Source organism: Nostoc sp. LEGE 06077, from assembly GCF_015207705.1.
In the GTDB taxonomy this organism is placed as follows: Bacteria; Cyanobacteriota; Cyanobacteriia; order Cyanobacteriales; family Nostocaceae; genus Nostoc_B.
The window spans coordinates 26,230-52,144 of sequence record NZ_JADEWI010000048.1; the positions used below are offsets into that span (position 1 = coordinate 26,230).

Sequence of the window (25,915 nt, forward strand, 5' to 3'; positions counted from 1 at the left end):
AGCTATCTTAATCTACGGTTTCCAGCCTGCTAATAAATTTGGGTAATTTGCTGGGGTGGGGAACATCTGCTGTAAACCAGCTTGACGCACTGAGCCTGATTCTTTGCTCAAGTTCCACAGACTTTCGTAGAAAAAGAAAGAGACACCAGCAAAGTTGCGATCGCGGACTTTCTGTACCTGGCTTTGAATTTGGGCAAAGGGAATTGATTTGTTCTTCAACCCAGTTATAATACCAATACTCACAGGAATATGGCTGCTGGCTGTTTTAACTTCGGGATACTCTAATTCTTTGATAAATACATTCAAGTCATCTCGATATATCTGCAACACCAATTCTTCTACAAGTCCCAGACGTTCCCATTTTTGCCAGTCGGCTAAAAAGTATTCGTAAGAAAAACGCTGGGGATTAGGCGCAACAGAAACTAAACAGTTCTTTTTCGTAGTTTTAATAGCTGTGAACACCCGTTTCATGAAGTCGGTGATTTTATTCGCTCGCCAACGCACCCATTCGGGATCTTTGGGATTTTTCGATGGTGCTTTTCCGCGGTGTTCTTTTTTGTAAAGTGCAACTGTATAAGCATCGTAGCCTAACTCTGAAGGCAAGCCGAAATGGTCATCAAATTGAATCCCATCAATGTCGTAGTTGCGAACAATTTCTACGATTAAATCTTGGATAAATTTCTGCGCGTCTGGGTGGAAGGGATTTAACCAAACTCGATCATGTATGCCTTCTTTGACAATTTTTGTCCCATTGCTGCGACTTGTCAGCCATTGGGGGCGATTTTTCGCTAATAAAGAATCGGCGGGAGCCATAAAGCCAAATTCAAACCAGGGAATCACCGTTAGCCCTTGTTTATGTCCCTCAGTGACAATTTCTTTGAGCATATCGCGTCCTTGCAACCCTGGTGTGGGATCAAGCGATCGCCCAATTACTTTCGCCGCTACTTTACTAGGATATAATGTATATCCCCAATTCCATACCGCCGGATAAACTGTATTGAAGTTCAATTGATTTAGGCGCTGCAACGCATTCGTCAGACGGTTGCGTTCAAACAACACCTCACTATCAATATTTGTTAACCATACTCCCCTTAATTCTGACCGCGCCGGCAGATTTTGCGCTGCAATCGGAAATGAAAGTAGGAATGTCGCGATCGCGCTGAGAACAACTATAACGGCAAATAGAGCTTGTTTTCGACTTTGACGCAGATTCCTGGTAAGTAACTCAACACACCAATTTACAAATCTTTTCATATTTGCTTACAGACAACAGAAAATATGGAACAATGACTGGCATCTCTGGACAGAAGTTGCTGGGACATCTGCACACACAACATTTCGCCCCTACAACCCACAACCATATACCCTTACACTCAGCCTTCACAAGAGTTTCCGGTTGTCTTCGTGCCAATTCGTCTCTGAATTTGCCTATTACCGCTTGCTCACATAAGCTTGTGATTATAGTTACACACAGCAGCAAAGAGTATATATATACAAATCTTTACTTATTTACCTAATATTGGACATTTAAGATTATGCTATTTAGTATAAGCTAAAAAATACCCCAACTATTATACTATTTTGTGTGATATAAATAACTACTCAGTAAGTAACATTACTATATAACTTAGCTGCTTTTCAGACAAAAAGCAAAGTATGTAATGAATAATACCAGTAATTCACAAGACACTCTAGACAATAATGCAGCCGCCGAGAGAATAGCAAGGGCAATTAAGGTCGCGGCTGGGGAATTCTCTTTGATATTAGTATGTTGTGAGTCTATTCTTAAACAACAGCAGATACTGAAGCTTGTGCAAGAATTGTCATCGGTAGCAATTCAAGAAATTAGATTAATGCCTACCGATGAGACACTTTATACAACTATCTCAAATACTATCGGTATTTCTCATCCTCAAGCTTTGATGGTGCATGGTTTAGAATCGGTTATCGCCATCCATCAACTACTTATCAGTACCAATCTCATGCGAGATGAGTTTCGCAAAAATCTTCATTTTCCTGTAGTGTTGTGGGTTAATGATGAAATTTTGAGCAAGCTAGTTTGGTTAGCACCTGATTTAAAAAACTGGGCAGCTACTACCATTAGATTTGATATGTCTCACAGCAAGTTAATGGAAAATCAAGCACTAAGTGCTTAATAACGCCTAAAAGATGATTTTTTAGGGTGCGTTAGCCTAATCGCCTAATCCTTCAATATTTGTTCTCTCAAAAACTCACTTTTTTCTTGAGATAAGCGGTAAATTCCAGGTTCTGCTTTTCCAATTAGATTACCTTGTACATAGCTAATACCTAATTTTCTCAAAGTAAATACTTGATTTACTGCGTCTCAAAACAGAGTTTAGAAATCAGTTGCTTGGTAGAAGTATTGATTCTAGCAGATGTATTTTGACTTCTGAATACTTCTTTAACAAAGTATTTGTCATCTTGTTTATTTTTAGTAAAAATGCAGGAACAAACCATCCGTATACTAGCGTCTCTCTTCATGTCTGCTTCATAAGACAGATATTTGAGCAATCCCAACTATATATAATTTGGGAACTCTATATTTTTAGTCATTAGATATCAGTTTTCAATGCCTGAAATATATTCACTAATAAAGGCGCTTTATTTATGAAATTTATGCTAAAAAAGCAGCATATCACCAATCAATCCCGAATTTTTACCGCCTTAATTTTGACTAGCATTTTGTCTGTTAGTAGTGGGTTAACTCTGATCAAAAATGCCACAGCTAACCCGGTCAACTTCTCACCAGCAACTACAAATGAAGTTTACGCAGATAAAAGTAAACCAAATCGTTTACCACCGTCAGTTACTAACGCGGTGCTAAAAGATTTAGCCAGCAGAGTCGGAATATCCACCAGCGAATTGCAAGTTATTGATTATAGTCAAAAGACTTGGCGGAATGGTTGTTTAGAACTACCTCAAGCGAATGAATTTTGTACCCAAGCCTTAGTTCCTGGTTGGCTAGTTGTGGTATCTAATGGCAAGCAAAAGTGGACTTATCACACTAATAATAATGGACGTTCCTTGCGTTTAGCTGGGGCAAATAATTCCTCACAGAACAAATTGCCGAAACAAGTTAGAGAGGGGGTTTTACAACAGGCGCAAGAAGTTTCAGGATTATCAGGGCGATCGCTATCTATTCTAAATTTTCAAGCAACAGATTGGTCAGATGGTTGCGATCGCTCTACTCCTCTCTATCCTTGTGATCCCATTGTTGTCTCTGGTTGGCAAGTCACTGTAGGTGCAGCAAATCAGCGCTGGGTGTTCTTATCAGATAAGGATGGTTCACGGATCAAGTTGTCTCAAAATGAGAGTTCAACTAACACAGCAAAACCAATTCCCACCAGTGAATTACCCCCACCTTTAGATCAAGGTGTAGTCTTCCGCCAAATCTCCAGTGGTGGTTTTGCTGGGAGAACCTACCAAACAGTTTTACTTAATGATGGGAGTTTGATTCGCGTACGCATTGGTGATGCTAACGATTCTGAACGCAGTGTGCGCCGTGTTTCTCGCCAACAACTACAACAGTTTCAACAATTGCTACAACGCACCAGAGGAGAATTTAGAAATCTCAGTTATCCCGCACCCATTGGTGCAGCCGATTATATTACCTACACTCTCACCAGCCGAGATGGTACGGTGCAATACAACGATATTGCCCAAAATAACCTATCGCAAAATTTACAACTAGTCATTAAAGCTTGGAGTGAAATCAGCAACAACCAAGCTACAGATAATACCCCCAAGGTTGTACCTATTCCCAAAAGTGAATTACCGCCACCTTTAGATCAAGGCGTAGTATTTCGCCAAATCTCCAGTGGTGGTTTTGCTGGAAGAACCTACCAAACAGTTTTACTTAATGATGGGAGTTTGATTCGCATACGCATTGGTGACGCTAACGATTCGGAACGTAGTGTGCGCCGCATTTCTCGCCAACAAGTGCAAGAGTTGGAACAATTGCTACAACGCACAAAATGGGACTTTAGAAATGTGAGTTATCCAGCACCCAACGGCGCAGCTGACTTCATTACCTATACTCTGACTAGCCAAACTGGTACAGTACAATACAACGATATTTCTCAAAATAACTTGCCGACAAAATTACAACGAGTAGTTACAGCCTGGAATCAACTTTCAGCTAATAGTCAATAGTCAAATGACGTTTCAATCTGAGCCGAAAAACTAATCTAACTCTCGCCGTCCTTCTAAGGCTCTGGCTAAGGTTACTTCATCGGCGTACTCTAAATCTCCACCCACAGGTAAACCAAAGGCAATTCGTGTCACCTTGGTAAAGGGTTTCAGCAGTTGACCAATATACAGTGTGGTGGTTTCCCCTTCTATACTCGGACTGATTGCTAAAATCACTTCCTGGGGTTTTTGCTGACTCACCCGCCGCACCAAAGGTTGGAGATTCAACTGTTCTGGGCCGATTCCATCCATTGGGGAAATCACTCCACCTAAAACGTGATACTTACCTTTATATTCGCGGGTTTTTTCCAACGCAATCACATCCCGCGAATCAGCTACGACGCAAATGGTTTGATTGTCGCGGTTGGAATTTCGGCAGATTTCACAAACTGGTTCCGCAGATAAGTGAAAGCAGACTGAACACAAGCCTATTTGTTTTTTTGCGTCAACCAACGCTTGCGCCAGAGCCTCTACTTCTGCTTCTGGTCGCTTCAAAATGTGCAAAGCCAGTCGCTGGGCTGATTTGGGGCCTACTCCTGGTAGCCGTTGCAACTGTTCGATTAACCGTGCTAAAGGGCGTGCGTAAACCGTGGTCTTATCTCCCGAATGTGTTCGCCTTAACTATGATGACATAGGCTAGAAAAGTCTGAAGTGTGAAGTATGAAGTGTGAAATTTTGTGTTTTCAAAAATTACCAATTGTCTCATTCCTAGATGGGTGAGTTAATTTCAGACTTCAGACTTTAGACTTCATACTTCCATTAGCCATTGACTTTTGACACGAAAACGATGGTTGGGCCGATCGCAGTACTGCTTCTAATAAACCAGGAAACAGCATTTCTAAATCTTCGCGCCGCAATTGATTGATGTGCTGGGTTCCTTCTTTATGAGTCAAGACTACACCCGACTCTCTGAGAATCTTGAAGTGGTTGGACATAGTAGACTTGGCGATCGCAAAATCAAAATCGGCACAGCACTGCTCTCCTTTGGTGGCTAACAACCGCACAATCTCTAGCCGCACTGGGTCGCCTAACGCATACAATACCGCTGATAGTGATATATCTTTTTTGTCTGGATGATATAAAAATCTCATACTTGTATTATCTCTTGAACTAGCGTATATTTTAATTATTCGATAAAATCGAATAAACGAATTAAAACAGGAAGGCAACTATGTCATCTGTTACAAATGTCACAGAAGCCACTTTCAAGCCAGAAGTTTTAGACAGTGAGGTGCCAGTTTTAGTAGATTTTTGGGCTCCTTGGTGCGGCCCTTGTCGAATGGTGGGGCCTGTTGTTGATGAAGTTGCCACCGAATACGAAGGACAGGTAAAAGTAGTGAAGGTGAACACAGATCAAAATCCCACTGTTGCCAGCCATTACGGAATTCGCACCATACCCACACTCATGATATTTAAGGGTGGGCGGCAAGTGGATACGGTTGTCGGTGCAGTGCCAAAATCTACATTAGCTAAGACTTTAGCACAGCATATTTCACAACAATAATAGCGATGGGTGGGCATTTGCTCACCTCAAAGCTTAAACAATCTGGTTGAAAATTATACCAAACTCAGGCATGAGGCAGAAGGTAAACACATTACTGTTTCTGTCCTCATTTGAATGCGCTTGGCTATATAGCAGTCCTAAATCATTTGAGAAACGATATGGACTTGAAATTAGAAAATAAATCGGCGTTAGTTAGTGGTTCGACCACAGGAATTGGATTGGCGATCGCCCAAACATTAGCACAAGAAGGTGCATCAGTAATTGTCAATGGTCGCACAGAACAACGAGTTACCCAAGCAATTGATCAAATCAAACATAGCAATCCTGACGCGAAAGTTACAGGTATTGTTGCCGATTTAGCGACAAAAGTAGGCATCGAGCAAATTTTTGCTCAGGTTCCGCAAGTTGATATTCTCATCAACAATCTGGGAATCTACGAGCCGAAAGGATTTTTCGAGATTACTGACGAAGATTGGTTGCATATATTGGAAGTGAACCTACTCAGCGGAGTTCGTTTAAGTCGCAAATATCTGCAAAAGATGCTAGAGCAAAACTGGGGACGAGTAATTTTTATCTCCAGCGAATCAGGTTTTCAAATCCCCGTAGAAATGATTCATTACGGTGTGACGAAAACGGCTCAGATTTCCCTAGCACGGGGTTTAGCAGAAATGACAGTCGGTACAGCAGTTACAGTCAACTCTGTCTTACCAGGGCCAACCCGTTCTGAAGGCGTAGAAGAATTTATCACCCAGATGGGAAAAGAAAAAGGAATCAGCGCCAGCGAAGTGGAAGCGGAATTTTTTCAAAAAGTCCGTCCCAGTTCACTGATTCAACGCTTTGCAACTAACGAAGAAGTCGCCACACTTGTCGCTTATCTTTCCAGTCCTCTCGCTTCTGCAACTAATGGTGCGGCTGTGCGGGTTGATGGCGGCGTGATTCGCTCGATTATTTAGTGCTGAGTCAGATAACAGGGGACAGGTAATAGGTGACAGGTGATAGAGTGACAAGTCTTTTGCTATCTCAGTTTTATTATTTACCGATGTCCTCAGTATCTAGACTGCCATAAATTTACTGCTGTCTCCTCCAAACGATAAATATTCACCCCAAATAGTCAAATATTTATCAATAGTTAAATCTGCTGTCTAGCAGGTAGCCAAATATATAATGCCTGTAACCTACCTTTCAGGGAAAATCTCATGAATCCAGTCACACAAACAAAAGCTTTAGATGTACCCAGCGCTATTCTTCAGCGTCGTTCTATCAAAACTTTTAAAACAGATGCGATCGCGCCAGAATTACTCAAGCAACTGGTAGAGTTAACTGTAGCCGCACCCAGCAGTTTTAATATTCAAGACTGGCGCATTATTCTGGTGCAAGATGAAGCGCAAAAAGCAGCCTTAGCCGCAGCATCTTGGAATCAAAAGCAAGTTATCGAAGCACCTGTAACTTTTGTATTCGCAGCTGATTCCGGTGCTGGTGAAAAAGATTTGACTCCAATTTTAGACCAGGGATTGCAAACTGGAGCCTGGAATGAAGGTACAGTCAACTACTTTAGAAATTCCATTCCCCAATTCCAAGCAGGTTTAGGAGACAAGCGCCGGGAATATGCCATCAAAGATGCCATTATTGCTTCCACCCATTTAGTATTAGCAGCCGAAAGCTTGGGGTTATCCACCTGCTTTATGAATGGCTGGATTGAAGACAAAGTTAAAGAAGTAATTGGTGCAACAGATGATCCAAATTTAGCGATCGCTGTGATCGTTCCTGTAGGTTATGCCGCCGAACCACGCTTAAATCCCGGCCGCTTACCATTTTCTCACAACGTATTTGTCGATAGAGTCGGTAATCCATATCAAGGTTAGAAAAAGTATGAAGTGTGAAGTATGAAGTATGAAATTCCATATTTCTGATTTCATACGATGTGCAACTTATTCTTAAAACCCCTCTCCAAACCTCTCCCCGAAACGGAGAGAGGCTTTGAATCTTACTCCCCTTCCCTGGTAGGGAAGGGGTTGGGGGTTAGGTTTGAAAGAAAGTTGCATATTGCACCAATGACCAATAACCCAGGAGAATCAAATCATGATTGAACTTTACTATTGGACAACACCCAACGGTCATAAAATCACGATATTTCTGGAAGAAGCAGAAATACCTTACAAAATTGTGCCTGTAAATATTGGTGCAGGGGAGCAATTTCAACCAGACTTTCTCAAGATTTCTCCGAATAATCGTATCCCAGCGATCGTTGATCATGAACCAGGGGGTGGCGGTGCGCCAGTCTCAGTTTTTGAATCTGGGGCAATTTTGCTGTATTTAGCTGAAAAAACTGGAAAATTAATTTCTCCAGACATCAGGAAACGAGTAGAAGTACTGCAATGGTTGTTTTGGCAAATGGGGGGTTTGGGGCCAATGGCCGGACAGAATCACCATTTTAGCGCCTACGCTCCCGAAAAAATTGAATATGCAATTAACCGCTATGTCAACGAAACGGCACGCTTATATGCAGTGCTAAATAAGCAACTAGCAGATAAAGAATTCATCGCCGGTGATTATTCCATTGCAGATATCGCCGCCTATCCTTGGATTGTGCCTTATGAACGCCAAGGTCAAAAACTAGAAGATTTTCCCAATATTCAACGCTGGTTTGAAGCAATTAAAGCTCGTCCTGCCACAATTCGCGCCTATGAAAAAGCCGAAGCTTTCAAAAACCAAGCTTTAGATATTGACAAATCACGAAATTTGTTGTTCAACCAATCAGCAAAAACAGTTACAAATTAAATCTTTATGAAATCGCTGAGTAGTTTTGAATACAACAAATTGAAGAACCTCTCTCCAAACCTCTCCTCGAATCGGGGAGAGGCTTTAAAAGCTTAATTCTTCCTTGTTAATTTAAGGATATTTCAGCCCCTCTCCGACGAGGAGAGGGGTTGGGGAGAGGTTCATATAACTCAGGTTACTCAGCACTGTTCAAACAGGAGAAATAAGTGGGGTTAGGTACAATCGGGCAAACAGGTAAGACACCTGTCTCGTTAGGGCTGTTGGGTGCTGCTGCTTTTATGGTAATTGCCGATGTGCGGGTAATAGATCCACTGCTGCATATTATTGCGAACGAATTTAATGTTGGTGTGGGTAGTGCAGCAGTAATTGTCTCAGCCTATACGATTCCCTACGGATTATTTCAGTTAGTCTACGGGCCGTTGGGCGATCGCATCGGTAAATTAAAAGTGATTACCGCCGCCTTAACAGCGTTTGCTGTAGGTACAGCCCTTTGTGCATTTGTCTCGAATATTGCCCTACTTACCTTACTGCGGTTTCTCACAGGAATGTTTGCCGCAGGTATTATCCCTGTGACCTTAGCATATATTGGCGATAATTTTCCCTATACAGAACGTCAAGCCGCCATTGGTAAATATTTGAGTGCGCTGGTACTGGGTCAAATTCTCGGCGGTAGTTTAGGCGGGATATTCGGCGAGTATATTAGCTGGCGCGACATCTTTTTATTATTTGGGATTGTCTCTTTGGCGATCGCTGGTTTACTATGGCGAGGAACACGTAATTTTCGAGATGGCAATCGTTCCACAGAGCGATTTAGTCTAGCAACATTCAAACCATATTACCAACTACTAACTCAACCAACTGCCCGAACGGTGATTATCGCCGTATTTATTGAAGGCTTTTGCTTAATGGGAGCATTTGCTTACGTTGGTGCATTTCTGCGCGATAGATACGGCTTACCCTACGTGACGATTGGGTTTATGTTGAGCAGTTTTGGCTTGGGTGGATTAATTTATAGTCGTAGTGTTAAGTGGTTAGTGCAGCGGCTAGGTGAAACTCGACTGATGGGAGTTGGTGGCTGGTTAATGTGCATTTCCTTTTTAGCGATCGCATTATTGCACAATTGGCTATTATTTATTCCCTTCTGCACCCTGATGGGGTTGGCTTTTTATATGATGCACAGCACCCTACAAACCCAAGCCACCGAACTAGCACCAGAAGCACGGGGTACAGCAGTCTCGTTATTTGCCTTCAACTTATTTATTGGTCAGGGAATTGGTGCCGCCGTCTTTGGTAGAGTCGTAGATAACTTTGGTTATGTACCTTGTTTTATCATTGCCGGAACTGCGATCGCCATACTCGCAACTTGGTTATTTAAAAAAGGTAGTCCCGATAAAAAATCGTACAGCCATGAATAAAAGGAGATATTCTTCCAGAATTGCTGAATTGGTGTTCTAGGGCTAGGTGCATGATGTGAATATAAAGTTTTATTGGTAAGCTGAGATTGCAGTCATCTCCAGTAACCCGGAGCGATCGCTATTGCTATCCCCATAGATTAAGGGACAGAATATAGTACAGGTATAGGGAAACAATGCAAAAACTCCTTTTTCATGGCAGAGATAGCTTTAGAGCGCAGGCTATATTTTTAGGAAAAAAGATTAACCTGCAAAAATTGGAGAATTATGATTGCTTGGCGACTATGCCAGTAATAGTTAAAGTAGGTGAACAAGGTGGTGCAGTGCTACTAAGCTATGGTGCAGTTGTGCTGTTTAATCTTGAGCCTGTGGAAAAAGTCGCCTTTTTGACTAGTCTATCTTCTCAAGTTAAGGATTCTTTTACGGAGCCAGAAACAGAAGAGGTAGAAGTACATCTTAATATTGCCGAAAGTGAGAGAGTCAAAGAAGGCAAAATTTTACTCCATGAATTCAGTGTAGAACGTTTACAGATAGTGGCTGATATTCTCGCTAAAAGTGTTGTTTTGTCTCATTATGAAATCAGCCTAGCAACTGTATTTGATCAAATTGAACCGTTTGCTGCTAGTCTTCAAAGTGAAAACAGGAGTCAACGTAAGAGTCGGGAATTGTTGCGTCAACTGGGAACTACTCTGTTAGTTCAACATAAAATTGTCGGTCGAGTCGAGATTATTGATAAGCCAGAGTTACTATGGGAGTCTCCTCAACTAGAAAACTTATATCTGCGTTTGGAGGATGAATATGAAATCCGTGAGCGTCACCATGCTTTGGAACGAAAACTAGAGCTAATCTCCCAAACTGCACAAATTGTGCTGGAGTTTATGCAGCATAGTAGTAGCCAGCGAGTAGAGTGGTATGTGGTAATTCTGATTGTGGTGGAGATTCTGCTGTCACTGTACGACATTATTTTCAAAGGCTAAGGCGAGAGAACATTACAACACCGTTCAGTTTCTCCAACAACTGCAACAGATGCTTGAAACTCCCGATAAACTCCATAAATGAATGCCCTCATAGTGTTTATGAGGGCATTCATTTATATCTATGTCAGTTCTCAAGTGCGGAAACGTCTTTTACCCTGCTTTTGTAAAGCAAGTTTTTTACGCTTGGATTTTTCAATAGGCGTTTCAAAGTGACGATGCTTCCTCATATCCTGAAAAATCCCCGCCTTGGAAACTTCTCGCTTAAATCTGCGTAAGGCTGATTCCAGGTGTTCATTTTCACCCACGATTATTTGGGTCATTTTACCTCCTACTCAATTGAACTTATCAATGGACTGAAAATTTCTGGTTTCAAAACTTAGTAGCGTCCGCGTCCACCGCCACCACCACCACCGTATCCCCCCCGATTACCACCAGAGGAACCTCTATCTTCTCTGGGCTTGGCTTTGTTAACTTTTAGGTCACGACCCATCCATTCAGCACCATCAAGAGCTTCAATGGCAGCTGCTTCTTCAGCATCTGTTCCCATTTCCACAAAAGCGAAGCCACGCAGACGACCTGTTTCTCTGTCAGTGGGTACTTGAACCCGCTTTACCGTACCATATTCAGCAAAAACACCTTTAATATTATCTTCCGTAACGTCGTAAGAAAGGTTGCCTACATAAATTGACATCGATGTGTCTCCAAAATCATAAAAATGTGTAGAGATTTAAATTTCGGAGAAAAGTCTGTAAATACCAAAAGGGAAAAACCTATCAATACTAAAAACAAAAATACTCACCGAATTAACTCTCGTTTTCTAGGATGACATAGAAGCTAATTCTTTGCATCTAGCCATAGGTTAATAGATGGTTAAGCAGCAATACAATAATGCTGTTATCGCTTCATTTTAAGCCAATATCCAGAAACTCATCTGAGATGTATGTCAGAAGGCTGGAGAAAAAGTCTTACTATTGCTGGCATTCAAGCTTTCAAATTGTCCTCACATATCTGACTACCGCTGTACTAATAGCGATCGCTGATGCCCTGATGACTATTACCCAACAATATACATAGCAGTCCGATTTGATTTTGATACGAATCTCCGTAAGGGCAGAACCTTCGCCCTTACATCATTTCTGGAGATATATATCTATTAAGTATGGCGTTTGGCAATACACATCAGCGACAGGGCTGCTTGTGATGAATTAGGATCGATCCCTGACAATAATTGAGCGCAGCGATACTTCCACTCAGACTGGCCATAATTACCCTGAAAAGTTTCTGTACCCAGCTGATGATTGTGAGGATAAGTGTTCACACTAAAGCCAAGTGGTTCCAGAATGGTGTGGAAAAGTTCTGATGTAACTCCATCACCCGGTCTGTGATGAACTTCCGTGGCTAATCCCCAACTTTGTTCTGCGGCGGAAGCGTGTCCGCCTCGTTTAATCAGCCGATATAGTCCCAAACGCAACTGCCATAACCACATCCCTAATCCTTGAAAATTCCAAGCACTCAGATGCGGATCATGGTCTGTGATTAGGATTCCACCGGGACGAACTAAACGCGCTGCTTGGGCTAAAACCACACCCATCTGCTCACAATGATGCAATGTCGCATTAAGCGCCACAATATCAGCAAACCCAGAGATAAACGGAAGGTTGTGGGCATCTGCTAGGACAGGTGTATAGCCAAGACTTTGAGCCATTTCTAGAGAACCATAACTCACATCCACACCAATGAGTAATTTTGGCTTTCCGCCAAGGGTGGCAAATAGATTACCTGGGCCACAACCGATGTCTACCACGATTTTGTTATCCCAACTACCTGTAGCTGCCTGCCAACGAGATTTGAATATATCGTTACGGTGACAAGCTTCAAAGTAGTTTTTTGCCCATTCAGGATGCCCAAAATAGTAACTGTTAGCTTCAATTGCCGGAGTTTCGTTAGAGATAGAGTAAGTTAAAATGCTTTTTGCGTCTATATCAGCATCAATATTAGAAGCAAGGTAAGGTTGTAGGTTTGGATATGCTGAAGTTTTGATAACTATTCCTCCTTTTAGAGTTAAAAGCTGTTGAAATTGATGAACAAAAATGTCATAAAGCTAAAAATTTAGCTTTGATTTTTGTATTTCGATAAATCGGATTTACCAGGGCTTAACTCTATATTTCCAGTGGTTGATAAAACCCAACATTACTTAAATTTTCCCAATCAACTTATCCTGTTTTTTATGGGTTAGTCTTCCGTAAAAACTCGCAATCATAAGCTTTCATTATTTATGCGGAGATCTGATGAATTTAAGATAGAGGATTATTGAAATAAAATAAAAATTGGGAAAATTACTTGGTTTTTATGAATGTTGAATCTTATACCAAATTGGTAGTGAGAGTGAGAAGTAAGAATTATTATTGATTTTCCCAAGTTCATGAGATGCCTTTATCTGGGAAAATAACTTATGTCACATAACTACTAACTGAGTAATGCCCAAGGTTCAAGTTAACGGAATTGAATTATTTTATGAAATCAAAGGTACTGGTGAACCTTTGTTATTAATTGCTGGATTTATGTGCGATCGCTCTTATTGGTCGCTACTCTTACCATATCTTGTTTCCCAATATCAAGTAATTCGTTTCGACAATCGAGGTATCGGGCAAAGTTCTATTCCTAATAGCCCTTATAGCACTCAGCGAATGGCAAATGATGCAGCAGCATTGCTGGATATTTTGGGTATAAATCAAGTACATCTAGTAGGTCATTCAATGGGTGGTCAAATTGCCCAAGAATTAGCTTTACTATATCCTCAAAAAATTAAAAGTCTCATTCTACTTGCTTCTTTAGCTAAAGGTGATCAGAGATTTAATAGTCTGATTGAAGCTTGGGGTGATCTTGCTACAACAATCGATTTAAAGCTATATGAAAAACTCATATTTCCCTGGATATTTACTGATAATTTTTACTCTATCCCAGAAATGGTAGAGCAACTAATTGAGTGGGTAATTAACTATCCTTTTGCACCTACAGCACATGGCATCTACCATCAAAGCCGCGCAATTATCAACCATGACACAACAGATAGAATTCAACAGATTCATTGTCCAACTTTAGTCATGGTTGGACAACAAGATATTCTCACTCCTGTAAAATTCTCTGAGCAACTTGCTCAAGGTATTCCTCTCGCTGAATTACAAGTAATTGCACATGGTGGTCATGGATTTTTAATTGAATCAACAGAAGTAGTTACTCAAGCTATGCTGAAGTTTTTAGCAAAATTTCAGTAATGAGGTTTAATAGATGCTTATGTATTTCACATTTTATTAATTTAGATTTTGTTGAGGTGAGCAAATAGAGAAGATATACTTCATTTGCACAGTAATTGTTATTAACAATCCTAAATGAGTTGTGAACAATCTTCTTTTTGACGAACCACAAAGAGCGCATAGACGCGATAGGGAAAGGCTTTGCCGAACGAGAACGCCTGACGACGAACCCGCAGGGTAGTACACAAAGAAGGATAATAAAAAGAGGGAAATGAATTTCACGAAGGATTTAAGATTGTTATATACTTAATAATTTAAATTACTGAATGCCTTATTACTATTAGCTGAAATATGGAAAACTTCAAGCAAACAATAGCTAACTTTTCTAATCAAGACCTGGAAGTACGAAAAAATTGGTATTCGCCAGCCGCAGATGCTTATAACAAAGCCAGACCCCGTTATCCACAAAATTTTATTGGGCAGGTTATCAAATTAGCTCAATTATCCACAGAATCAAAAATTTTAGAAGTAGGCTGTGGCCCGGCAACAGCAACAATTTCATTCGCTAAATTAGTTTATTCGATGCTCTGTTTAGAACCAAATCCATATTTTTTTGAGTTAGCTAAACAGAATTGCCAACCATACTCAAATGTAGAGATTCAAAATACATCCTTTGAAGAATGGATGTTAGAAGCTAATAAGTTTGATGCTGTATTGGCAGCAAGTTCTTTTCATTGGATACCACCAGAGGTAGGTTATCCAAAAGCAGCAAATGCTTTAAAAGAAAATGGTTATTTGATTTTATTGTGGAATAAAGAATTGCAACCTAATTATACAGTTTATCAAAGTTTATCTGAAGTTTATCAAAAACACGCGCCATCTCTTGACCGTTACGAAAGCTGGGAAAGACAACAAGAAATATTTAAAGGATTTGAGAGTATACTTGTTGATTCAGGTCAATTTAAAGATATACAATTTGGGCAAGTTACCTCTGAAGTGGTATATAGTACAGATGAATATTTAACACTGCTAAATACTTATTCTCCATATCTAAAATTAGAGCCAGACACCAAAAAAGTGTTATTTGCTGAATTAAGTGAAAGAATAGATCATGACTTCGGTGGTAGTCTGCAACTTTCATACATATCGGCTTTTCATATTGGCAAAAAAAATAAAATTGCATTTATCTAAGTTATCAACATGAGTGGCAAATTAATTGTATTTGAAGGGGTAGAAGGCTGCGGTAAGACAACACAAATGCAGCTTTGTTGTCAGTGGTTGGAAAGTTTGGGTATTTCGGTAGTTGTCACTCGTGAACCAGGGGGAACAGAGTTAGGTTTAGATTTGCGACGTTTATTACTGGAGAAGTCTGAAGATAAACCAGTTGCAGCTGTGACTGAACTATTATTATACGCGGCCGATCGCGCCCAGCACGTCGAACAAGAACTCAAGCCTAATTTAGCCGCCGGAAAATATATCCTGTGCGATCGCTACATCGATTCTACCATTGCCTATCAAGGTTACGGTCGGGGTTTAAATATGAGTTTAATTGAACAACTCAACTATATTGCGACAGCTGGCTTAACCAGTGACCTAACTATTTGGTTAGATGTCGATGTTGAGGTAGGACTCAGCCGCAAACGAGGAGACGCAGCAGGTTTAGACCGCATTGAACAAGAAGCGATCGCCTTTCATCGTCGTGTTCAGCAAGGATATAGCCAGTTAGCAGCAACACACACATCACGAATCGTACCGGTTGATGGCAGTTTGAATAAAGAAACTGTACATAGTTTAATTCAAAAAATTGTGCGCCAGCACTTGCAAATGTAAGCTGATGTTAGTTCAAGTTGGAAATTTTTTGGTGGAAATTGTCATTAGTCGTTTGTCAATAGGGTCAATTGGCTGACGCAGAGGCGTAGAGAGGATAGGGAATAGAATACTTCCCTATTTCCCTCAAAAGGCTTAGTCAATCTACAATTGACTAATGACTACTAATTTATTTGCACAACTTGTAGGACAACAACAAGCTATAGAATTGCTGACTGAAGCTGTGAAGCAAAATCGAGTTGCACCAGCCTATTTGTTTGTTGGTACAGATGGCATAGGCAGAAGTTTAGTAGCACGGTGTTTTATAGAGTTATTATTTTCTAGTGCTGTCGCAACCCATCTGGTTACATCTGTGCAGAATCGGGTGCGACAAGGGAATCATCCTGATTTGTTGTGGGTACAGCCAACATATCAATATCAAGGGCAAAGATTAACCGCCGCAGAAGCCACCGAGAAAAAACTCAAGCGTAAAGCACCACCTTTAATTCGGTTAGAACAAATTCGGGAAATTACAGAATTTCTCAGCCGTCCCCCTTTAGAAGCACCGAGAAATATAGTGGTGCTAGAAGAAGCCCAAACAATGGCAGAACCCGCAGCAAATGCCCTACTGAAAACTTTAGAAGAACCAGGACAAGCAACCATCATTTTAATTGCACCTTCGCCTGAGTCTGTGTTGCCAACTTTGGTTTCGCGCTGTCAAAAGATTCCTTTTTATCGCTTAGATACGGCAGCTTTAACTCAGGTATTGATGCGAACAAATCATCAAGAAATTTTGCAGCATCCGGCTGTGTTGAATATAGCAGCTGGCAGTCCGGGAAGTGCGATCGCCTGTTACGAACAATTACAAGCTATTCTCCCTGAGTTACTCACAAACTTAACCTCAGCGCCGAAATCTTCTCGCCATGCTTTGGAGTTAGGTAAAAAAATTGACCAAGATTTAGATACAGAAGCACAACTGTGGTTAATTGATTATCTACAGCATTCCTATTGGCAGCAATGGCATCAACCGGGAATTATTAATCAACTAGAACAGGCACGTAAATCTCTCTTAGTTTACGCTCAACCACGTTTAGTTTGGGAATGTACTTTATTATCAGTGTATCAACAACGTAATATGCAAGATTAAAAGGTTTGTTTGATTCCGTGGGGTGAAGAGTTGCAGATGTTAGACAGCTTCAATGACATTTATTGAAGTATTTTGACATAATCTGATACATCTAGAAACAAGTCTCTCTTACCCCAGTAAAGGGTTTGAGTTGATTTTCCTTAAAGGCGACACCCGGATTTGAACCGGGGGATGGAGGTTTTGCAGACCTCTGCCTTACCACTTGGCTATGTCGCCGTATCCACGATTATTTATTATAGCAAGGTTTTATCCAAATTGAAAGGCTTTCCCGCTTCAATCAACCAAGAAGCAGCGTAATTATATATCTTGGTGGTTGACACCGTTGCAGAGCATTCATTAATCAGTTATTTTTATTGAAATAAAAAATAAAAATAATTGCTCTTATTGGTAAGGATGAGTACAGTAAAATCAAGCCTTTAAATATAAAGTTGCGTGATCAGTTTTGCTCAGGATTGACTGAAAGAAGCAAAGTCAACAACTTGAAAAGCTTTAGGTGTAAATTTAAAATATTGCGCCTGTGGAACTCTCTAACAAATCAGAATATGCACTTTTAGCCCTGATAGAACTAGCATCCTGCTACTCTAGTGGTGAATCTCTGCAAATTAAACAAATGGCAGAGTTACAAAATATACCAATTCGTTATCTAGAACAATTATTAGCAACTTTAAGGCGTGGCGGTCTGATTAAAAGTATTCGTGGTGCCAAAGGTGGCTATGTTTTGGCACGAGAACCGTATAAAATCACTATATGGGATTGTTTTATTTGTATTGAAGGATTAGATGCGATCGCTCCAGTATCCCATCAAAACTCCAAAAATACAGAAAATCAGGTAATTCAAGATGTTTGGCAAGAAGCTTGTCAAGCCGCCAATGCTGTTTTGCAACAATACACACTACAAGATTTGTGTGAACGGCGAACTAGCCACAGACAAAAAGACCTGATGTACTATATCTAATACAACAAGGGCAAATTCCTCATCTTTGTTTATTTAGGCTTTTTTTGTTGCGAAATTGCCAGAGTATAGTTATACTGCCCCTCAGATATTTCGCCTACATAGAGTGAGTACTTTCCAGCTCGCCAGTAACCGGATAATTCTGGTTTGTTTCCAGAGTAGCTATCTGCTAAAACACAAAAGCGGCCGCTAGGCCCGTCAATTAATAATGTTGGCTGTCCTGGACTGTCAACGCTTAATCGCATATAAGGCATTGACTCAGTAACTTGGATAATTTGGCTGGGTGTAGTAGAAATGTTACCGCAGTTACTATGAACAGTACCGCCAGATTTACCATTTAAAACTAGCGGGTCTGATTGTAATTTGGCTGGAATGGGAATTGATGGTGCTTCTGCCCAGTTAGGCAGGATAATTCCCATACTCAGTACAAGAGAAACGGGAACAAATTTCAATAGTCTCAAAATTTTCATATTAGTTAATGCTCCCGAATATTTGTAGAGCGATATTGATATAAATAGTCTGAATTAATAGACGATAGCAATCCCTCAGTGTTCCTAAAACGAAGTATAAAATTTTATTAATGATGTTGTATGACTATATGGCTAAATATAAAAAAGAGATGAAGTCGCTGGTTTTAAATGGACAGAGAATTAGTGTTAATGGTAAAAAACTGTAGACTGATATTCTCATCGTGCTTATGCAGCAGAAGGCAGGAGGCAGAAGGCAGGGGGCAGGAGGAAAGAAGAATTTCTCTATTTAATTCTCCAGTTGTGTACCTCATTTAGTTGTCACCTGCTGTATTTTTCAACCAAGATGCCTATTTTCTGTCATTACTCAGCTTTAGAAAAATCAAACATTCGTTAAAATCACAAACACAACCGCAAAAAGTTCGGATGTGATTGCTAACCTGTTGAACAAGTGTTTTAGCAGAGGTAGACAAGATTTATGAATCCTCAACCTGAAGAAGATTGGCAGCAACGCCTCCAAAAGCTAGAGGCAGAGATTAATGCTGGGAGTGTAGAAGCGGAAAAACCCAAAGAAACCAGACAGCAATCTCAGTTTAATTTTCTCAACTTTAAACCGTACTTCACTCGTTCGCAACTTTGGTTTCAAAGTTTATCTGGTACGGGAAAGCTGGTAGTTATGGGTGTAACGGTGCTATTGGGTTTGGCTGTGTTGCAAGCTGTGTTAAAACTTGTTACCTCGGCAATTAGTCTGGCAGTGTTGGCAGGGTTAGTGTATCTTGGATACAAATTTTTTATTTCTGATAGCTTTTCCCATAAGCAATAGCACTCTATATTAATCACGCCATTCATGGCAAAACTATTACATTTAAAGGGAATTATTCGATGGCGACCCCAATTGTGAGGAGAAATGATAGTCAATCTAGTCAGTCAAAAACACCGGCAAAAGTTAATTCACTGCCGTTAGTAACTAGACGCTTGGCGGCTTGGTCAGTTGAAATGACCCTGGTGGTTGCCAGTGGGTTAATTCCCTGGGGATTGGGAGCTTATGCCAATTCCAGAAGCGATCTCAATCGTGTACCGCTAAATCCGGTATTAGTAGTGACACAAAGAGCGATCGCCAGGCCTTTGGCTTTACCTGTCAGCTACGGCATCCCCAATGTCGCCTGGCCGACGAATTATTTATGGATGTTGGCTTTAATTGCACCTGTCACTTTATCTTGGTGGCAATTATATTTACTAGCAAAAACTGGCAGTACCTTGCCGAAACGTTGGTTTGGTGTGCGGGTTGTGAATGAGCAAGGTAAAGCCCCTGGTTTAAGTGGAGCGATCGCTAGAGAAGGCATTGGTCGCTTATCTGTACCAGTTTCTATTGCTTACATACTCTGGCGCTATAGTTTTGCCTTTCCTAATTTGGGGCTGTTTACATTTTTGGCTGTGTTGATGGTGTTGGGCGAAAGTATCGCTTTATCATCCCGCCAAGGTCGTCGCGCCTTTCACGATTGGTTCGCAGGTACAGAAGCTATTGACGCAAAACGCCCCAATGGCAGAGGTGCATTAGTCAAAACCAATGAATCAGAAGCCACAGCCACCGAAGCCACCCTAGCACCAATAGCGGCGACGGAAACCAAATTGCCGACATTGTGGCGGCAGATGCGGCAAAACTCAAACCTAGCTTTATTTGCAGTCACTCTCGCCAGTATGACTGCGGTGCTGGCTGCTTTAATTGGTACACAAGTTTATATCCAAAAGCAACAAAATCAACGGGAAAACACACAAGTTAATAGCCAAAAGTTTTTGGAACTTGTGAAACAATTGAGTCCTAATTCTGGAGCGAGTTTGGAAGAACGCCAAAGTACAATTTTGGCGATGGGTGGTTTGAATGATCCCCAATCGATTCAATTTTTAGCTGATTTGTTGGTGAATGAAACTAACCCCGTACTGTTGAATTCAATTCAACAAGCTTTGACAACCGTTGGCATTCCAGCCATCCCCGAATTAAAAAATAAGAATCAGTTTCTAGGGAACGAACTGCAATCTGCTGCACCCCAAGAGCGAGAATTGTGGCAAAAGCGGCTACAACTCAACCAGCAGACAATCAACAAGATTTTGAATGTTTATAGCGGCAAAATCAACGGTCTTGACTTGACTCGCACTACTTTGAGTCAAACCAGTCTAACGGGAAATTCTTCGTTCAACTTGGTTTTAGAAAATATTGATTTATCAGGACTCAAATTAAAATCGGCTGATCTCAACCAAGCGAGTTTCAAGGGTAGCCGTTTTCGTAGTGTCGGTGAAGATGGACGGTGGGATACTTTTGATGATGCGATCGCTGATTTAACTCAAGTGCAAATGAAACAAGCCAATCTCACCGACGCTAACCTGAGTCGGGTGTTATTGACTGGGAGTGATTTAAGTCGTGCGTCCCTCAACCGCGCTAATTTAGAAAGTGCGCGTTTAATTGGCGCTAACCTCAGCAGCGCTCAACTTGTGGGAGCCGATTTGCAAGGTGCAGTTTTAGAAAATGCCAGTTTAACGGGAGCCGATTTAGGTGATGCTAAATTAAACGAAGCTAATCTATATGCTGCGCGGTTAGGCCGGGTAATTGCGATCGGTACACAATTATCATTTGCTAACTTAACTAAAACTGATTGGCAAGGTGCAGATTTATCTGGAGCTTATTTAGATCATGCCAATCTCAGCAATGCTAATCTGAGTACTAGCCGGATGACTGGGGCAGTTTTACGCTCTGCTCAATTAGAAAATGCTAACTTACGCAACGCTGACCTGAGTTTTGTAGATTTACGCGGCGCAAACGTCGCAGGTGCAGATTTTAAAGACACAATTATTGCACCCACCAAACAAGATCCCGCAGATCAATTTGTGCAAACTCCAGACACTGGTACGGTTTCGGCTGTAGTTAAAGGTGTTGATTTTTCTCAAGCGAAAAATTTAGATACGAAGCAACTAGCTTACATTTGTACTCAAGGTGGCATTCATCCCCGTTGCCCGTAAAATTTAGATGGGGAGTCAGGAGAATACTTAATCCTACCTCCTCACGAATAACAAATGGCACATAAAAACATCCAATGATGGTGTGAGGAGTCAGGTGATGAAGTATCTACTTGAGTTAGGTTCATTTATAGCAGCTAGTACAGTTTTCGGTTTGTTGATGGGTTATCAACCAGCACAAGCTCAAGTTGCTTATGGAAGCTATGTTGGTGTCGGCCCCACTGTTGGGTTGACTGATGGTATCCAAGTCGGCGGTGTTCTGGCTTTTCGCTACAAGCTGTTAGAAGCACCCATTTCTTTTCGCGCTCAAGCATTAATTGGTCAGAATACAGCGGTTGTCCCGACTGTATCTTACGATTTGCCACTCAATTGGCAAACAGATGCTTATTTGGGCGCAGGTTTGGTATTAACTGGTGGTGATAGTGCTTCTCCTGTGGGGAATAAGATTAGTTTTGCCTTACAGCCAGGAGTTGATTATGTTGTTCCAAATAGTAATACTGTAATTTTTGGCAATGCGATTATTGCTTTTGATGCTTATCGTGATGGTGGGGGTGCAGCGGTGGCTGTACAAGGTGGTGTAGGTTTGAGATTTTAATGAGGAAATTGAATACAGTCATCGGATTTTATTTCTGAACTACACATTGGTGGGCATTTTCGGGAAAAATCGCAATTAACCTAGAATATTGTGATGAATGCCCACTCTACAAATATGGTGAATGGCTAAAGCTCAATTATTGTTTATTTCTACTATTCAAAAACTTTAACTGATTGTATAAGCAGCTAATTTGTGGTAAAAACACACCTGCGGCTTGGGCTTTGCGTAGGGAATTCCCAATAATTGCTTCTACTTCTAAAGGACGCTGTTCATCATAGTCAATTTTCATGCTGGTGCGGTAAGGCTTCATCTTGACTGTGTAATCTAGCATTTTTTGAATGAAGCTATCAGCAATTATCCGTCCGGTACTTTTTGCACCAGCGGCTACTTCATACATCAATTGTTCTACTAATTGACGAGTATATGAATCTGCCATTAATTCATCGGTTCTAGCATTCAGAATTACCGATAATCCATTATAAGGAATATTCCAGACTAATTTTTTCCACCGGGCTAATAATAAGTCTTCTGTTAATTCTATTGCTATGCCAGCATTTTGAAAGTCATTGGCAATTTGCTGTATTTTCCTGGTAATTCCCGCAGCTTCATAGTTAGGTGTGTATTCTCCTAACATAATTTGTCCATAATCTAAGTGACAAATATGCCCTTGTTCGACTTTATTAGAACACAAAAAACATAATCCGCCAATAATAGTGACATTATCAACTATTTGGGCAATTGCTGACTCGATATCCAATCCATTTTGTAATACTAATACCACACCATTATTTTTAATAACTGGTGGCAATAACTCTGATAATAAATAATTTTGGGTTGTTTTCAGTGCCACTATTACCACATCACATTGTGGCATCTTGGCTACGTCTTTATAGGCGTTAACTTGTGGTAAGGTAAAGTCGCCGTCTTTGGATTCGATGATTAAACCATGTTGGCTGACGTGTTCATAATCACTCTTGAGTAAAAAGTGAACATCTAAACCAGCTTTTTGCAGTTTAGCTCCATAAAACCCACCTAATGCACCTGTTCCGATGATGGCGTATTTGCGATCGCCCATTGCTGCTCCCAAATAATTTTTAATGACTATTGAGTAGTATCTATTAATTAGACTGATTTTTCTTGATGGTACTCTACTTTTCTGGCTGAAGTTTTTGTCAAAAAAAATAAACAGCTTTAATATAAATTAAAATTTTTAACAGTGACTAGGTAAAAAATATGGCTGATATTGTTGATATTGCGGTAAGTAACGATGCTTTCAAAACCTTGGTAACTGCTGTGCAAGCGGCTGGTTTAGTCGAGACTTTAAAAAGTCCAGGGCCGTTTACAGTCTTTGCACCTACTGATGATGCTTTTGCTAAGTTACCACCAGGCACAATCCAAACTCTGGTGCAGAATATTCCGCAACTGACAAGAATTTTAAAGTATCATGTCGTCTCTGGGAAGTTGTCGCAGGCTGATTTAGCAAAAATTGGTACAGTGACTTCTGTAGAAGGTTCAACTATTAAAATAGATTGTTCTGACGGGTTTGAAATCAAAAACGCTACTGTCTTAGCAGCCGATATCGATGCGGATAATGGCATCATTCATGTTATTGATACAGTAATTTTGCCAGGTTAACTTCATTCAGGTGGGTGTACCCGCCTGAATTATTTATTTTTTTTAATATTAATTATTAGTAATACTTAATTCGTTTAACTATAGTTATTTTCAATAAATTTTTCCACCAAACTCTGCGATATGCTCTATTATCTATCTCCGGGAATAGTTAATCAATCAAATAAGATTGATATTGTTTAATTTATGTTACATTTGCGGAGTGTTTACTTTTAATCAATGCTAGTGTTATTTGAGATACATAAAAATATATTTAATTTGTTTTATTTAAAATGTAATCCCTACATCTAAACTAAATGCTCGATTTTCATACCTTAGCAGAATTTTCTCGAACCAATTGTATTGGTATCTGTGCCTTTCTTGTACCAGCAAATTTAATTGCTACACTATTAACCATCATCTTAACTGTATCACGTAGACCAATCTCTCAATTGCAGCCCATCGTCGGACTTGCCACTATTTTTGCCTTAGTCATGATAATGCACGTATATAGTTGGTTTGTGATTGGTGTAGTTATGGCTCCTACTTACATTTTGTTGTCTCTGGCAATTACTTGTTTATTGACGAATATTGCTGCAATAATTCTCCATAAACGCTTTGTCAATCATCCTAATTTTTCTAAGACTTGCTAATGTTAACAACCTACACCTGTCAAGATAAAAGAGATGGGGGGATAGGAAGTAACGCATGACAAATGAAAAATTAATTTCTCGAATGCAGGCGGTTCAGTCGCCGATAATTCCTGTGGTTGGGGAACTAATTCAAAGTTCGCCGGGAACCATTTCTCTAGGACAGGGTGTGGTTTCCTACAGTCCACCACCAGAAGCAATTGAACTGTTACCCAAGTTTTTGGCGGAACCGACAAACAATCTCTACAAAGCAGTTGAGGGGATTCCGCCTTTATTAACTGCATTGACAGCAAAATTGTCAGCTTTTAACGGGATTGAAATTAATGATGATAACTGTGTTGTAGTGACAGCAGGAAGTAATATGGCGTTTATGAACGCGATTTTAGCCATTACTTCCCCTGGTGATGAAATTATTCTGAATACGCCATATTATTTCAATCATGAAATGGCAATTACAATGGCGGGTTGTCGTGCGGTGTTGGTAGAGACGGATGAAAATTACCAATTGCGTCCAGAAGCATTAGCCGCAGCAATTACGCCAAAAACAAAGGCTATTGTCACAATTTCTCCCAATAATCCCACAGGAGTTGTCTATTCTGAAGCTGCTTTACGCCAAGTAAATCAAATTTGTGGCGATCGCCATATCTACCATATCAGCGATGAAGCTTATGAATATTTTACCTACAACGGTGTCAAACATATCTCACCGGGCGCATTTGCTGGCAGTAGCAATCATACAATTTCGCTCTATAGCCTCTCTAAAGCTTATGGTTTTGCAAGTTGGCGCATTGGCCATATGGTAATTCCTCAACATTTGCTTGTGGCTGTCAAAAAAGTTCAAGATACAATTTTGATTTGTCCGCCTGTGGTGTCGCAGTATGCAGCATTAGGCGCATTGCAGGCGAAAGATGAGTATTTACAGGAAAATATTGGTGCGATCGCTAAAGTACGCCAAATAGTAATAAACTCTCTGAATCATCTCCAAGGTTTATGTACTATTGCTCAAGCTGATGGTGCGTTTTATTTCTTTTTAAAAGTGCATACTCAAATGGATGCGTTTGAGTTGGTGAAAATATTAATTCAAGAATATAAAGTTGCGGTGATTCCTGGTACAACCTTTGGGATGGAGAATGGTTGCTATTTGCGCGTTGCTTATGGGGCGTTACAAGAAAATACAGCCAACGCAGGGATAGAAAGATTAGTTGAAGGTTTGCAGAATATAGTTACAAAATCAGAATTTTATCGCAGGTGACAGGTTACAGAGTTAAAAGTCTTTTACTGTATGAGTAGAACGCTTGCAAAAATGTTTTGTGGTAAAATTAGAGGCTTGGCAATTTGCGATTAGGACTTTGAGGAGCCGTGAAAATAGAGAAAGCCAAACAGCTTACTGCAAAAAAATTTAAGCGAATGACTGGAGTAAGCCGTAAAACTTTTGAATTAATGGTTGATGTAGTTAAAGCTGATGCTCAAAACAAAAAGAAGCCTGGTCGCAGTCCTAAATTAGTTATTGAAGACCAAGTTTTAATGGTCATTCAATATTGGAG

28 protein-coding genes, 1 tRNA gene and 1 pseudogene are annotated in these 25,915 nt (G+C 40.5%); 21 read left to right on the forward strand and 9 right to left on the reverse strand.

The window, feature by feature from the left end:
• Positions 1-12: 12 nt before the first annotated feature.
• Positions 13-1,254, reverse strand: coding sequence for a glycoside hydrolase family 10 protein (locus IQ244_RS24075; protein WP_193898669.1), 1,242 nt, complete (start codon positions 1,252-1,254; stop codon positions 13-15).
• Between the two features lie 407 nt (positions 1,255-1,661).
• On the opposite strand from IQ244_RS24075, the gene IQ244_RS24080 reads away from it, so the two are divergent.
• Positions 1,662-2,156, forward strand: coding sequence for a hypothetical protein (locus IQ244_RS24080; RefSeq protein WP_193898671.1), 495 nt, complete (start codon positions 1,662-1,664; stop codon positions 2,154-2,156).
• Positions 2,157-2,637: 481 nt separating this feature from the next.
• Positions 2,638-4,173 (forward strand): hypothetical protein, encoded by a 1,536-nt coding sequence (locus IQ244_RS24085; RefSeq protein WP_416209791.1) that lies wholly within the window; start codon positions 2,638-2,640, stop codon positions 4,171-4,173.
• A gap of 30 nt (positions 4,174-4,203) precedes the next feature.
• On the opposite strand, the gene recR is transcribed toward IQ244_RS24085, so the two are convergent.
• Together recR and IQ244_RS24095 are read right to left on the reverse strand one after the other, a co-directional pair.
• Positions 4,204-4,761, reverse strand: a complete 558-nt coding sequence (recR, locus tag IQ244_RS24090; protein WP_228059119.1) for a recombination mediator RecR — start codon at positions 4,759-4,761, stop codon at positions 4,204-4,206.
• 182 nt (positions 4,762-4,943) lie between these two features.
• On the reverse strand, positions 4,944-5,300 hold the full coding sequence (locus IQ244_RS24095; protein WP_193898675.1) for an ArsR/SmtB family transcription factor: 357 nt from the start codon (positions 5,298-5,300) through the stop codon (positions 4,944-4,946).
• Positions 5,301-5,380: 80 nt separating this feature from the next.
• Between IQ244_RS24095 and trxA the strand changes: the two genes are divergently transcribed.
• The 6 genes from trxA (at position 5,381) to IQ244_RS24125 (ending at position 10,880) form a co-directional block, all read left to right on the forward strand.
• Positions 5,381-5,713, forward strand: coding sequence for a thioredoxin (trxA, locus tag IQ244_RS24100; RefSeq protein ID WP_193898677.1), 333 nt, complete (start codon positions 5,381-5,383; stop codon positions 5,711-5,713).
• Between the two features lie 158 nt (positions 5,714-5,871).
• On the forward strand, positions 5,872-6,666 hold the full coding sequence (locus tag IQ244_RS24105) for an SDR family NAD(P)-dependent oxidoreductase (RefSeq protein WP_193898679.1): 795 nt from the start codon (positions 5,872-5,874) through the stop codon (positions 6,664-6,666).
• A 243-nt stretch (positions 6,667-6,909) separates the two neighbouring features.
• On the forward strand, positions 6,910-7,575 hold the full coding sequence (locus IQ244_RS24110) for a nitroreductase family protein (RefSeq protein ID WP_193898682.1): 666 nt from the start codon (positions 6,910-6,912) through the stop codon (positions 7,573-7,575).
• A gap of 217 nt (positions 7,576-7,792) precedes the next feature.
• The gene (locus tag IQ244_RS24115; RefSeq protein WP_193898684.1) at positions 7,793-8,491 is read left to right on the forward strand and encodes a glutathione binding-like protein; all 699 of its coding nucleotides are present in this window, start codon (positions 7,793-7,795) and stop codon (positions 8,489-8,491) included.
• 206 nt (positions 8,492-8,697) lie between these two features.
• Complete coding sequence (locus IQ244_RS24120) at positions 8,698-9,906, forward strand: MFS transporter (RefSeq protein ID WP_193898685.1); 1,209 nt, start codon at positions 8,698-8,700, stop codon at positions 9,904-9,906.
• Positions 9,907-10,079: 173 nt separating this feature from the next.
• Complete coding sequence (locus IQ244_RS24125) at positions 10,080-10,880, forward strand: RMD1 family protein (protein WP_193898687.1); 801 nt, start codon at positions 10,080-10,082, stop codon at positions 10,878-10,880.
• Positions 10,881-11,011: 131 nt separating this feature from the next.
• Here IQ244_RS24125 and rpsU read toward each other — a convergent pair whose 3' ends face one another.
• Together rpsU and IQ244_RS24135 are read right to left on the reverse strand one after the other, a co-directional pair.
• On the reverse strand, positions 11,012-11,200 hold the full coding sequence (gene rpsU / locus IQ244_RS24130) for a 30S ribosomal protein S21 (RefSeq protein WP_015115835.1): 189 nt from the start codon (positions 11,198-11,200) through the stop codon (positions 11,012-11,014).
• Positions 11,201-11,256: 56 nt separating this feature from the next.
• Entirely contained in the window at positions 11,257-11,571 is a 315-nt protein-coding gene (locus IQ244_RS24135) for an RNA recognition motif domain-containing protein (RefSeq protein ID WP_193898689.1), read from the reverse strand.
• A gap of 197 nt (positions 11,572-11,768) precedes the next feature.
• On the opposite strand from IQ244_RS24135, the gene IQ244_RS24140 reads away from it, so the two are divergent.
• Positions 11,769-11,954 (forward strand): hypothetical protein, encoded by a 186-nt coding sequence (locus IQ244_RS24140; RefSeq protein WP_193898691.1) that lies wholly within the window; start codon positions 11,769-11,771, stop codon positions 11,952-11,954.
• Positions 11,955-12,033: 79 nt separating this feature from the next.
• Here the strand turns inward: IQ244_RS24140 and IQ244_RS24145 are convergent, their stop codons facing one another.
• On the reverse strand, positions 12,034-12,684 hold the full coding sequence (locus tag IQ244_RS24145; RefSeq protein WP_322746099.1) for a class I SAM-dependent methyltransferase: 651 nt from the start codon (positions 12,682-12,684) through the stop codon (positions 12,034-12,036).
• Positions 12,685-13,357: 673 nt separating this feature from the next.
• Between IQ244_RS24145 and IQ244_RS24150 the strand changes: the two genes are divergently transcribed.
• From IQ244_RS24150 to IQ244_RS24165, 4 genes are all read left to right on the forward strand, one after another.
• Positions 13,358-14,155 carry an alpha/beta fold hydrolase gene (locus IQ244_RS24150; RefSeq protein WP_193898693.1) on the forward strand — a complete coding sequence of 266 codons (798 nt, stop codon included), beginning with the start codon at positions 13,358-13,360 and terminating at the stop codon, positions 14,153-14,155.
• A gap of 330 nt (positions 14,156-14,485) precedes the next feature.
• Positions 14,486-15,325 (forward strand): class I SAM-dependent methyltransferase, encoded by an 840-nt coding sequence (locus tag IQ244_RS24155; protein ID WP_193898695.1) that lies wholly within the window; start codon positions 14,486-14,488, stop codon positions 15,323-15,325.
• A gap of 9 nt (positions 15,326-15,334) precedes the next feature.
• Positions 15,335-15,964 carry a dTMP kinase gene (gene tmk / locus IQ244_RS24160; RefSeq protein ID WP_193898697.1) on the forward strand — a complete coding sequence of 210 codons (630 nt, stop codon included), beginning with the start codon at positions 15,335-15,337 and terminating at the stop codon, positions 15,962-15,964.
• Positions 15,965-16,118: 154 nt separating this feature from the next.
• Positions 16,119-17,087, forward strand: a complete 969-nt coding sequence (locus tag IQ244_RS24165) for a DNA polymerase III subunit delta' (protein ID WP_193898699.1) — start codon at positions 16,119-16,121, stop codon at positions 17,085-17,087.
• A gap of 144 nt (positions 17,088-17,231) precedes the next feature.
• Here the strand turns inward: IQ244_RS24165 and IQ244_RS24170 are convergent.
• Positions 17,232-17,303 (reverse strand) — tRNA-Cys (locus tag IQ244_RS24170).
• 301 nt (positions 17,304-17,604) lie between these two features.
• Between IQ244_RS24170 and IQ244_RS24175 the strand changes: the two genes are divergently transcribed.
• Positions 17,605-18,042: an RrF2 family transcriptional regulator gene (locus IQ244_RS24175; RefSeq protein WP_193898701.1), complete on the forward strand. Its 438-nt coding sequence runs from the start codon at positions 17,605-17,607 to the stop codon at positions 18,040-18,042.
• Between the two features lie 29 nt (positions 18,043-18,071).
• Here the strand turns inward: IQ244_RS24175 and IQ244_RS24180 are convergent, their stop codons facing one another.
• A complete protein-coding gene (locus tag IQ244_RS24180; RefSeq protein ID WP_193898703.1) occupies positions 18,072-18,509 on the reverse strand; it encodes a hypothetical protein in 438 nt (145 codons plus the stop codon).
• Positions 18,510-18,984: 475 nt separating this feature from the next.
• On the opposite strand from IQ244_RS24180, the gene IQ244_RS24185 reads away from it, so the two are divergent.
• The 3 genes from IQ244_RS24185 to IQ244_RS24195 all read left to right on the forward strand — a co-directional run bounded on the left by IQ244_RS24185 (position 18,985) and on the right by IQ244_RS24195 (position 22,110).
• Entirely contained in the window at positions 18,985-19,329 is a 345-nt protein-coding gene (locus tag IQ244_RS24185; protein WP_193898705.1) for a hypothetical protein, read from the forward strand.
• Positions 19,330-19,388: 59 nt separating this feature from the next.
• On the forward strand, positions 19,389-21,518 hold the full coding sequence (locus IQ244_RS24190; RefSeq protein ID WP_193898707.1) for a pentapeptide repeat-containing protein: 2,130 nt from the start codon (positions 19,389-19,391) through the stop codon (positions 21,516-21,518).
• Positions 21,519-21,615: 97 nt separating this feature from the next.
• The gene (locus IQ244_RS24195) at positions 21,616-22,110 is read left to right on the forward strand and encodes a hypothetical protein (RefSeq protein ID WP_193898709.1); all 495 of its coding nucleotides are present in this window, start codon (positions 21,616-21,618) and stop codon (positions 22,108-22,110) included.
• A 136-nt stretch (positions 22,111-22,246) separates the two neighbouring features.
• Here IQ244_RS24195 and IQ244_RS24200 read toward each other — a convergent pair whose 3' ends face one another.
• Positions 22,247-23,185 carry a putative 2-dehydropantoate 2-reductase gene (locus tag IQ244_RS24200; protein ID WP_193898711.1) on the reverse strand — a complete coding sequence of 313 codons (939 nt, stop codon included), beginning with the start codon at positions 23,183-23,185 and terminating at the stop codon, positions 22,247-22,249.
• A gap of 158 nt (positions 23,186-23,343) precedes the next feature.
• On the opposite strand from IQ244_RS24200, the gene IQ244_RS24205 reads away from it, so the two are divergent.
• From IQ244_RS24205 to IQ244_RS24220, 4 genes and pseudogenes are all read left to right on the forward strand, one after another.
• Complete coding sequence (locus IQ244_RS24205; RefSeq protein ID WP_193898713.1) at positions 23,344-23,745, forward strand: fasciclin domain-containing protein; 402 nt, start codon at positions 23,344-23,346, stop codon at positions 23,743-23,745.
• A gap of 293 nt (positions 23,746-24,038) precedes the next feature.
• Positions 24,039-24,374, forward strand: a complete 336-nt coding sequence (locus IQ244_RS24210) for a hypothetical protein (RefSeq protein ID WP_193898715.1) — start codon at positions 24,039-24,041, stop codon at positions 24,372-24,374.
• A 55-nt stretch (positions 24,375-24,429) separates the two neighbouring features.
• Positions 24,430-25,623, forward strand: a complete 1,194-nt coding sequence (locus tag IQ244_RS24215) for a pyridoxal phosphate-dependent aminotransferase (RefSeq protein WP_193898717.1) — start codon at positions 24,430-24,432, stop codon at positions 25,621-25,623.
• Between the two features lie 107 nt (positions 25,624-25,730).
• A pseudogene (locus tag IQ244_RS24220) lies at positions 25,731-25,915 on the forward strand (IS5/IS1182 family transposase); the annotation flags it as partial.

Bases quoted from the DNA above. Each gene is read 5' to 3' on its own strand.
- tmk (WP_193898697.1), top strand. From the start codon at position 15,335: ATGAGTGGCAAATTAATTGTATTTGAAGGGGTAGAAGGCTGCGGTAAG.
- IQ244_RS24210 (WP_193898715.1), top strand. From the start codon at position 24,039: ATGCTCGATTTTCATACCTTAGCAGAATTTTCTCGAACCAATTGTATT.
- IQ244_RS24195 (WP_193898709.1), top strand. From the start codon at position 21,616: ATGAAGTATCTACTTGAGTTAGGTTCATTTATAGCAGCTAGTACAGTT.
- IQ244_RS24180 (WP_193898703.1), bottom strand. From the start codon at position 18,509: ATGAAAATTTTGAGACTATTGAAATTTGTTCCCGTTTCTCTTGTACTG.
- IQ244_RS24190 (WP_193898707.1), top strand. From the start codon at position 19,389: ATGGCGACCCCAATTGTGAGGAGAAATGATAGTCAATCTAGTCAGTCA.
- IQ244_RS24125 (WP_193898687.1), top strand. From the start codon at position 10,080: ATGCAAAAACTCCTTTTTCATGGCAGAGATAGCTTTAGAGCGCAGGCT.
- IQ244_RS24075 (WP_193898669.1), bottom strand. From the start codon at position 1,254: ATGAAAAGATTTGTAAATTGGTGTGTTGAGTTACTTACCAGGAATCTG.
- IQ244_RS24205 (WP_193898713.1), top strand. From the start codon at position 23,344: ATGGCTGATATTGTTGATATTGCGGTAAGTAACGATGCTTTCAAAACC.
- rpsU (WP_015115835.1), bottom strand. From the start codon at position 11,200: ATGACCCAAATAATCGTGGGTGAAAATGAACACCTGGAATCAGCCTTA.
- IQ244_RS24185 (WP_193898705.1), top strand. From the start codon at position 18,985: ATGAATCCTCAACCTGAAGAAGATTGGCAGCAACGCCTCCAAAAGCTA.
- IQ244_RS24200 (WP_193898711.1), bottom strand. From the start codon at position 23,185: ATGGGCGATCGCAAATACGCCATCATCGGAACAGGTGCATTAGGTGGG.
- IQ244_RS24110 (WP_193898682.1), top strand. From the start codon at position 6,910: ATGAATCCAGTCACACAAACAAAAGCTTTAGATGTACCCAGCGCTATT.
- IQ244_RS24135 (WP_193898689.1), bottom strand. From the start codon at position 11,571: ATGTCAATTTATGTAGGCAACCTTTCTTACGACGTTACGGAAGATAAT.
- trxA (WP_193898677.1), top strand. From the start codon at position 5,381: ATGTCATCTGTTACAAATGTCACAGAAGCCACTTTCAAGCCAGAAGTT.
- IQ244_RS24215 (WP_193898717.1), top strand. From the start codon at position 24,430: ATGACAAATGAAAAATTAATTTCTCGAATGCAGGCGGTTCAGTCGCCG.
- IQ244_RS24095 (WP_193898675.1), bottom strand. From the start codon at position 5,300: ATGAGATTTTTATATCATCCAGACAAAAAAGATATATCACTATCAGCG.
- IQ244_RS24155 (WP_193898695.1), top strand. From the start codon at position 14,486: ATGGAAAACTTCAAGCAAACAATAGCTAACTTTTCTAATCAAGACCTG.
- IQ244_RS24105 (WP_193898679.1), top strand. From the start codon at position 5,872: ATGGACTTGAAATTAGAAAATAAATCGGCGTTAGTTAGTGGTTCGACC.
- IQ244_RS24150 (WP_193898693.1), top strand. From the start codon at position 13,358: ATGCCCAAGGTTCAAGTTAACGGAATTGAATTATTTTATGAAATCAAA.
- IQ244_RS24085 (WP_416209791.1), top strand. From the start codon at position 2,638: ATGCTAAAAAAGCAGCATATCACCAATCAATCCCGAATTTTTACCGCC.
- IQ244_RS24165 (WP_193898699.1), top strand. From the start codon at position 16,119: ATGACTACTAATTTATTTGCACAACTTGTAGGACAACAACAAGCTATA.
- IQ244_RS24115 (WP_193898684.1), top strand. From the start codon at position 7,793: ATGATTGAACTTTACTATTGGACAACACCCAACGGTCATAAAATCACG.
- IQ244_RS24080 (WP_193898671.1), top strand. From the start codon at position 1,662: ATGAATAATACCAGTAATTCACAAGACACTCTAGACAATAATGCAGCC.
- IQ244_RS24140 (WP_193898691.1), top strand. From the start codon at position 11,769: ATGCTGTTATCGCTTCATTTTAAGCCAATATCCAGAAACTCATCTGAG.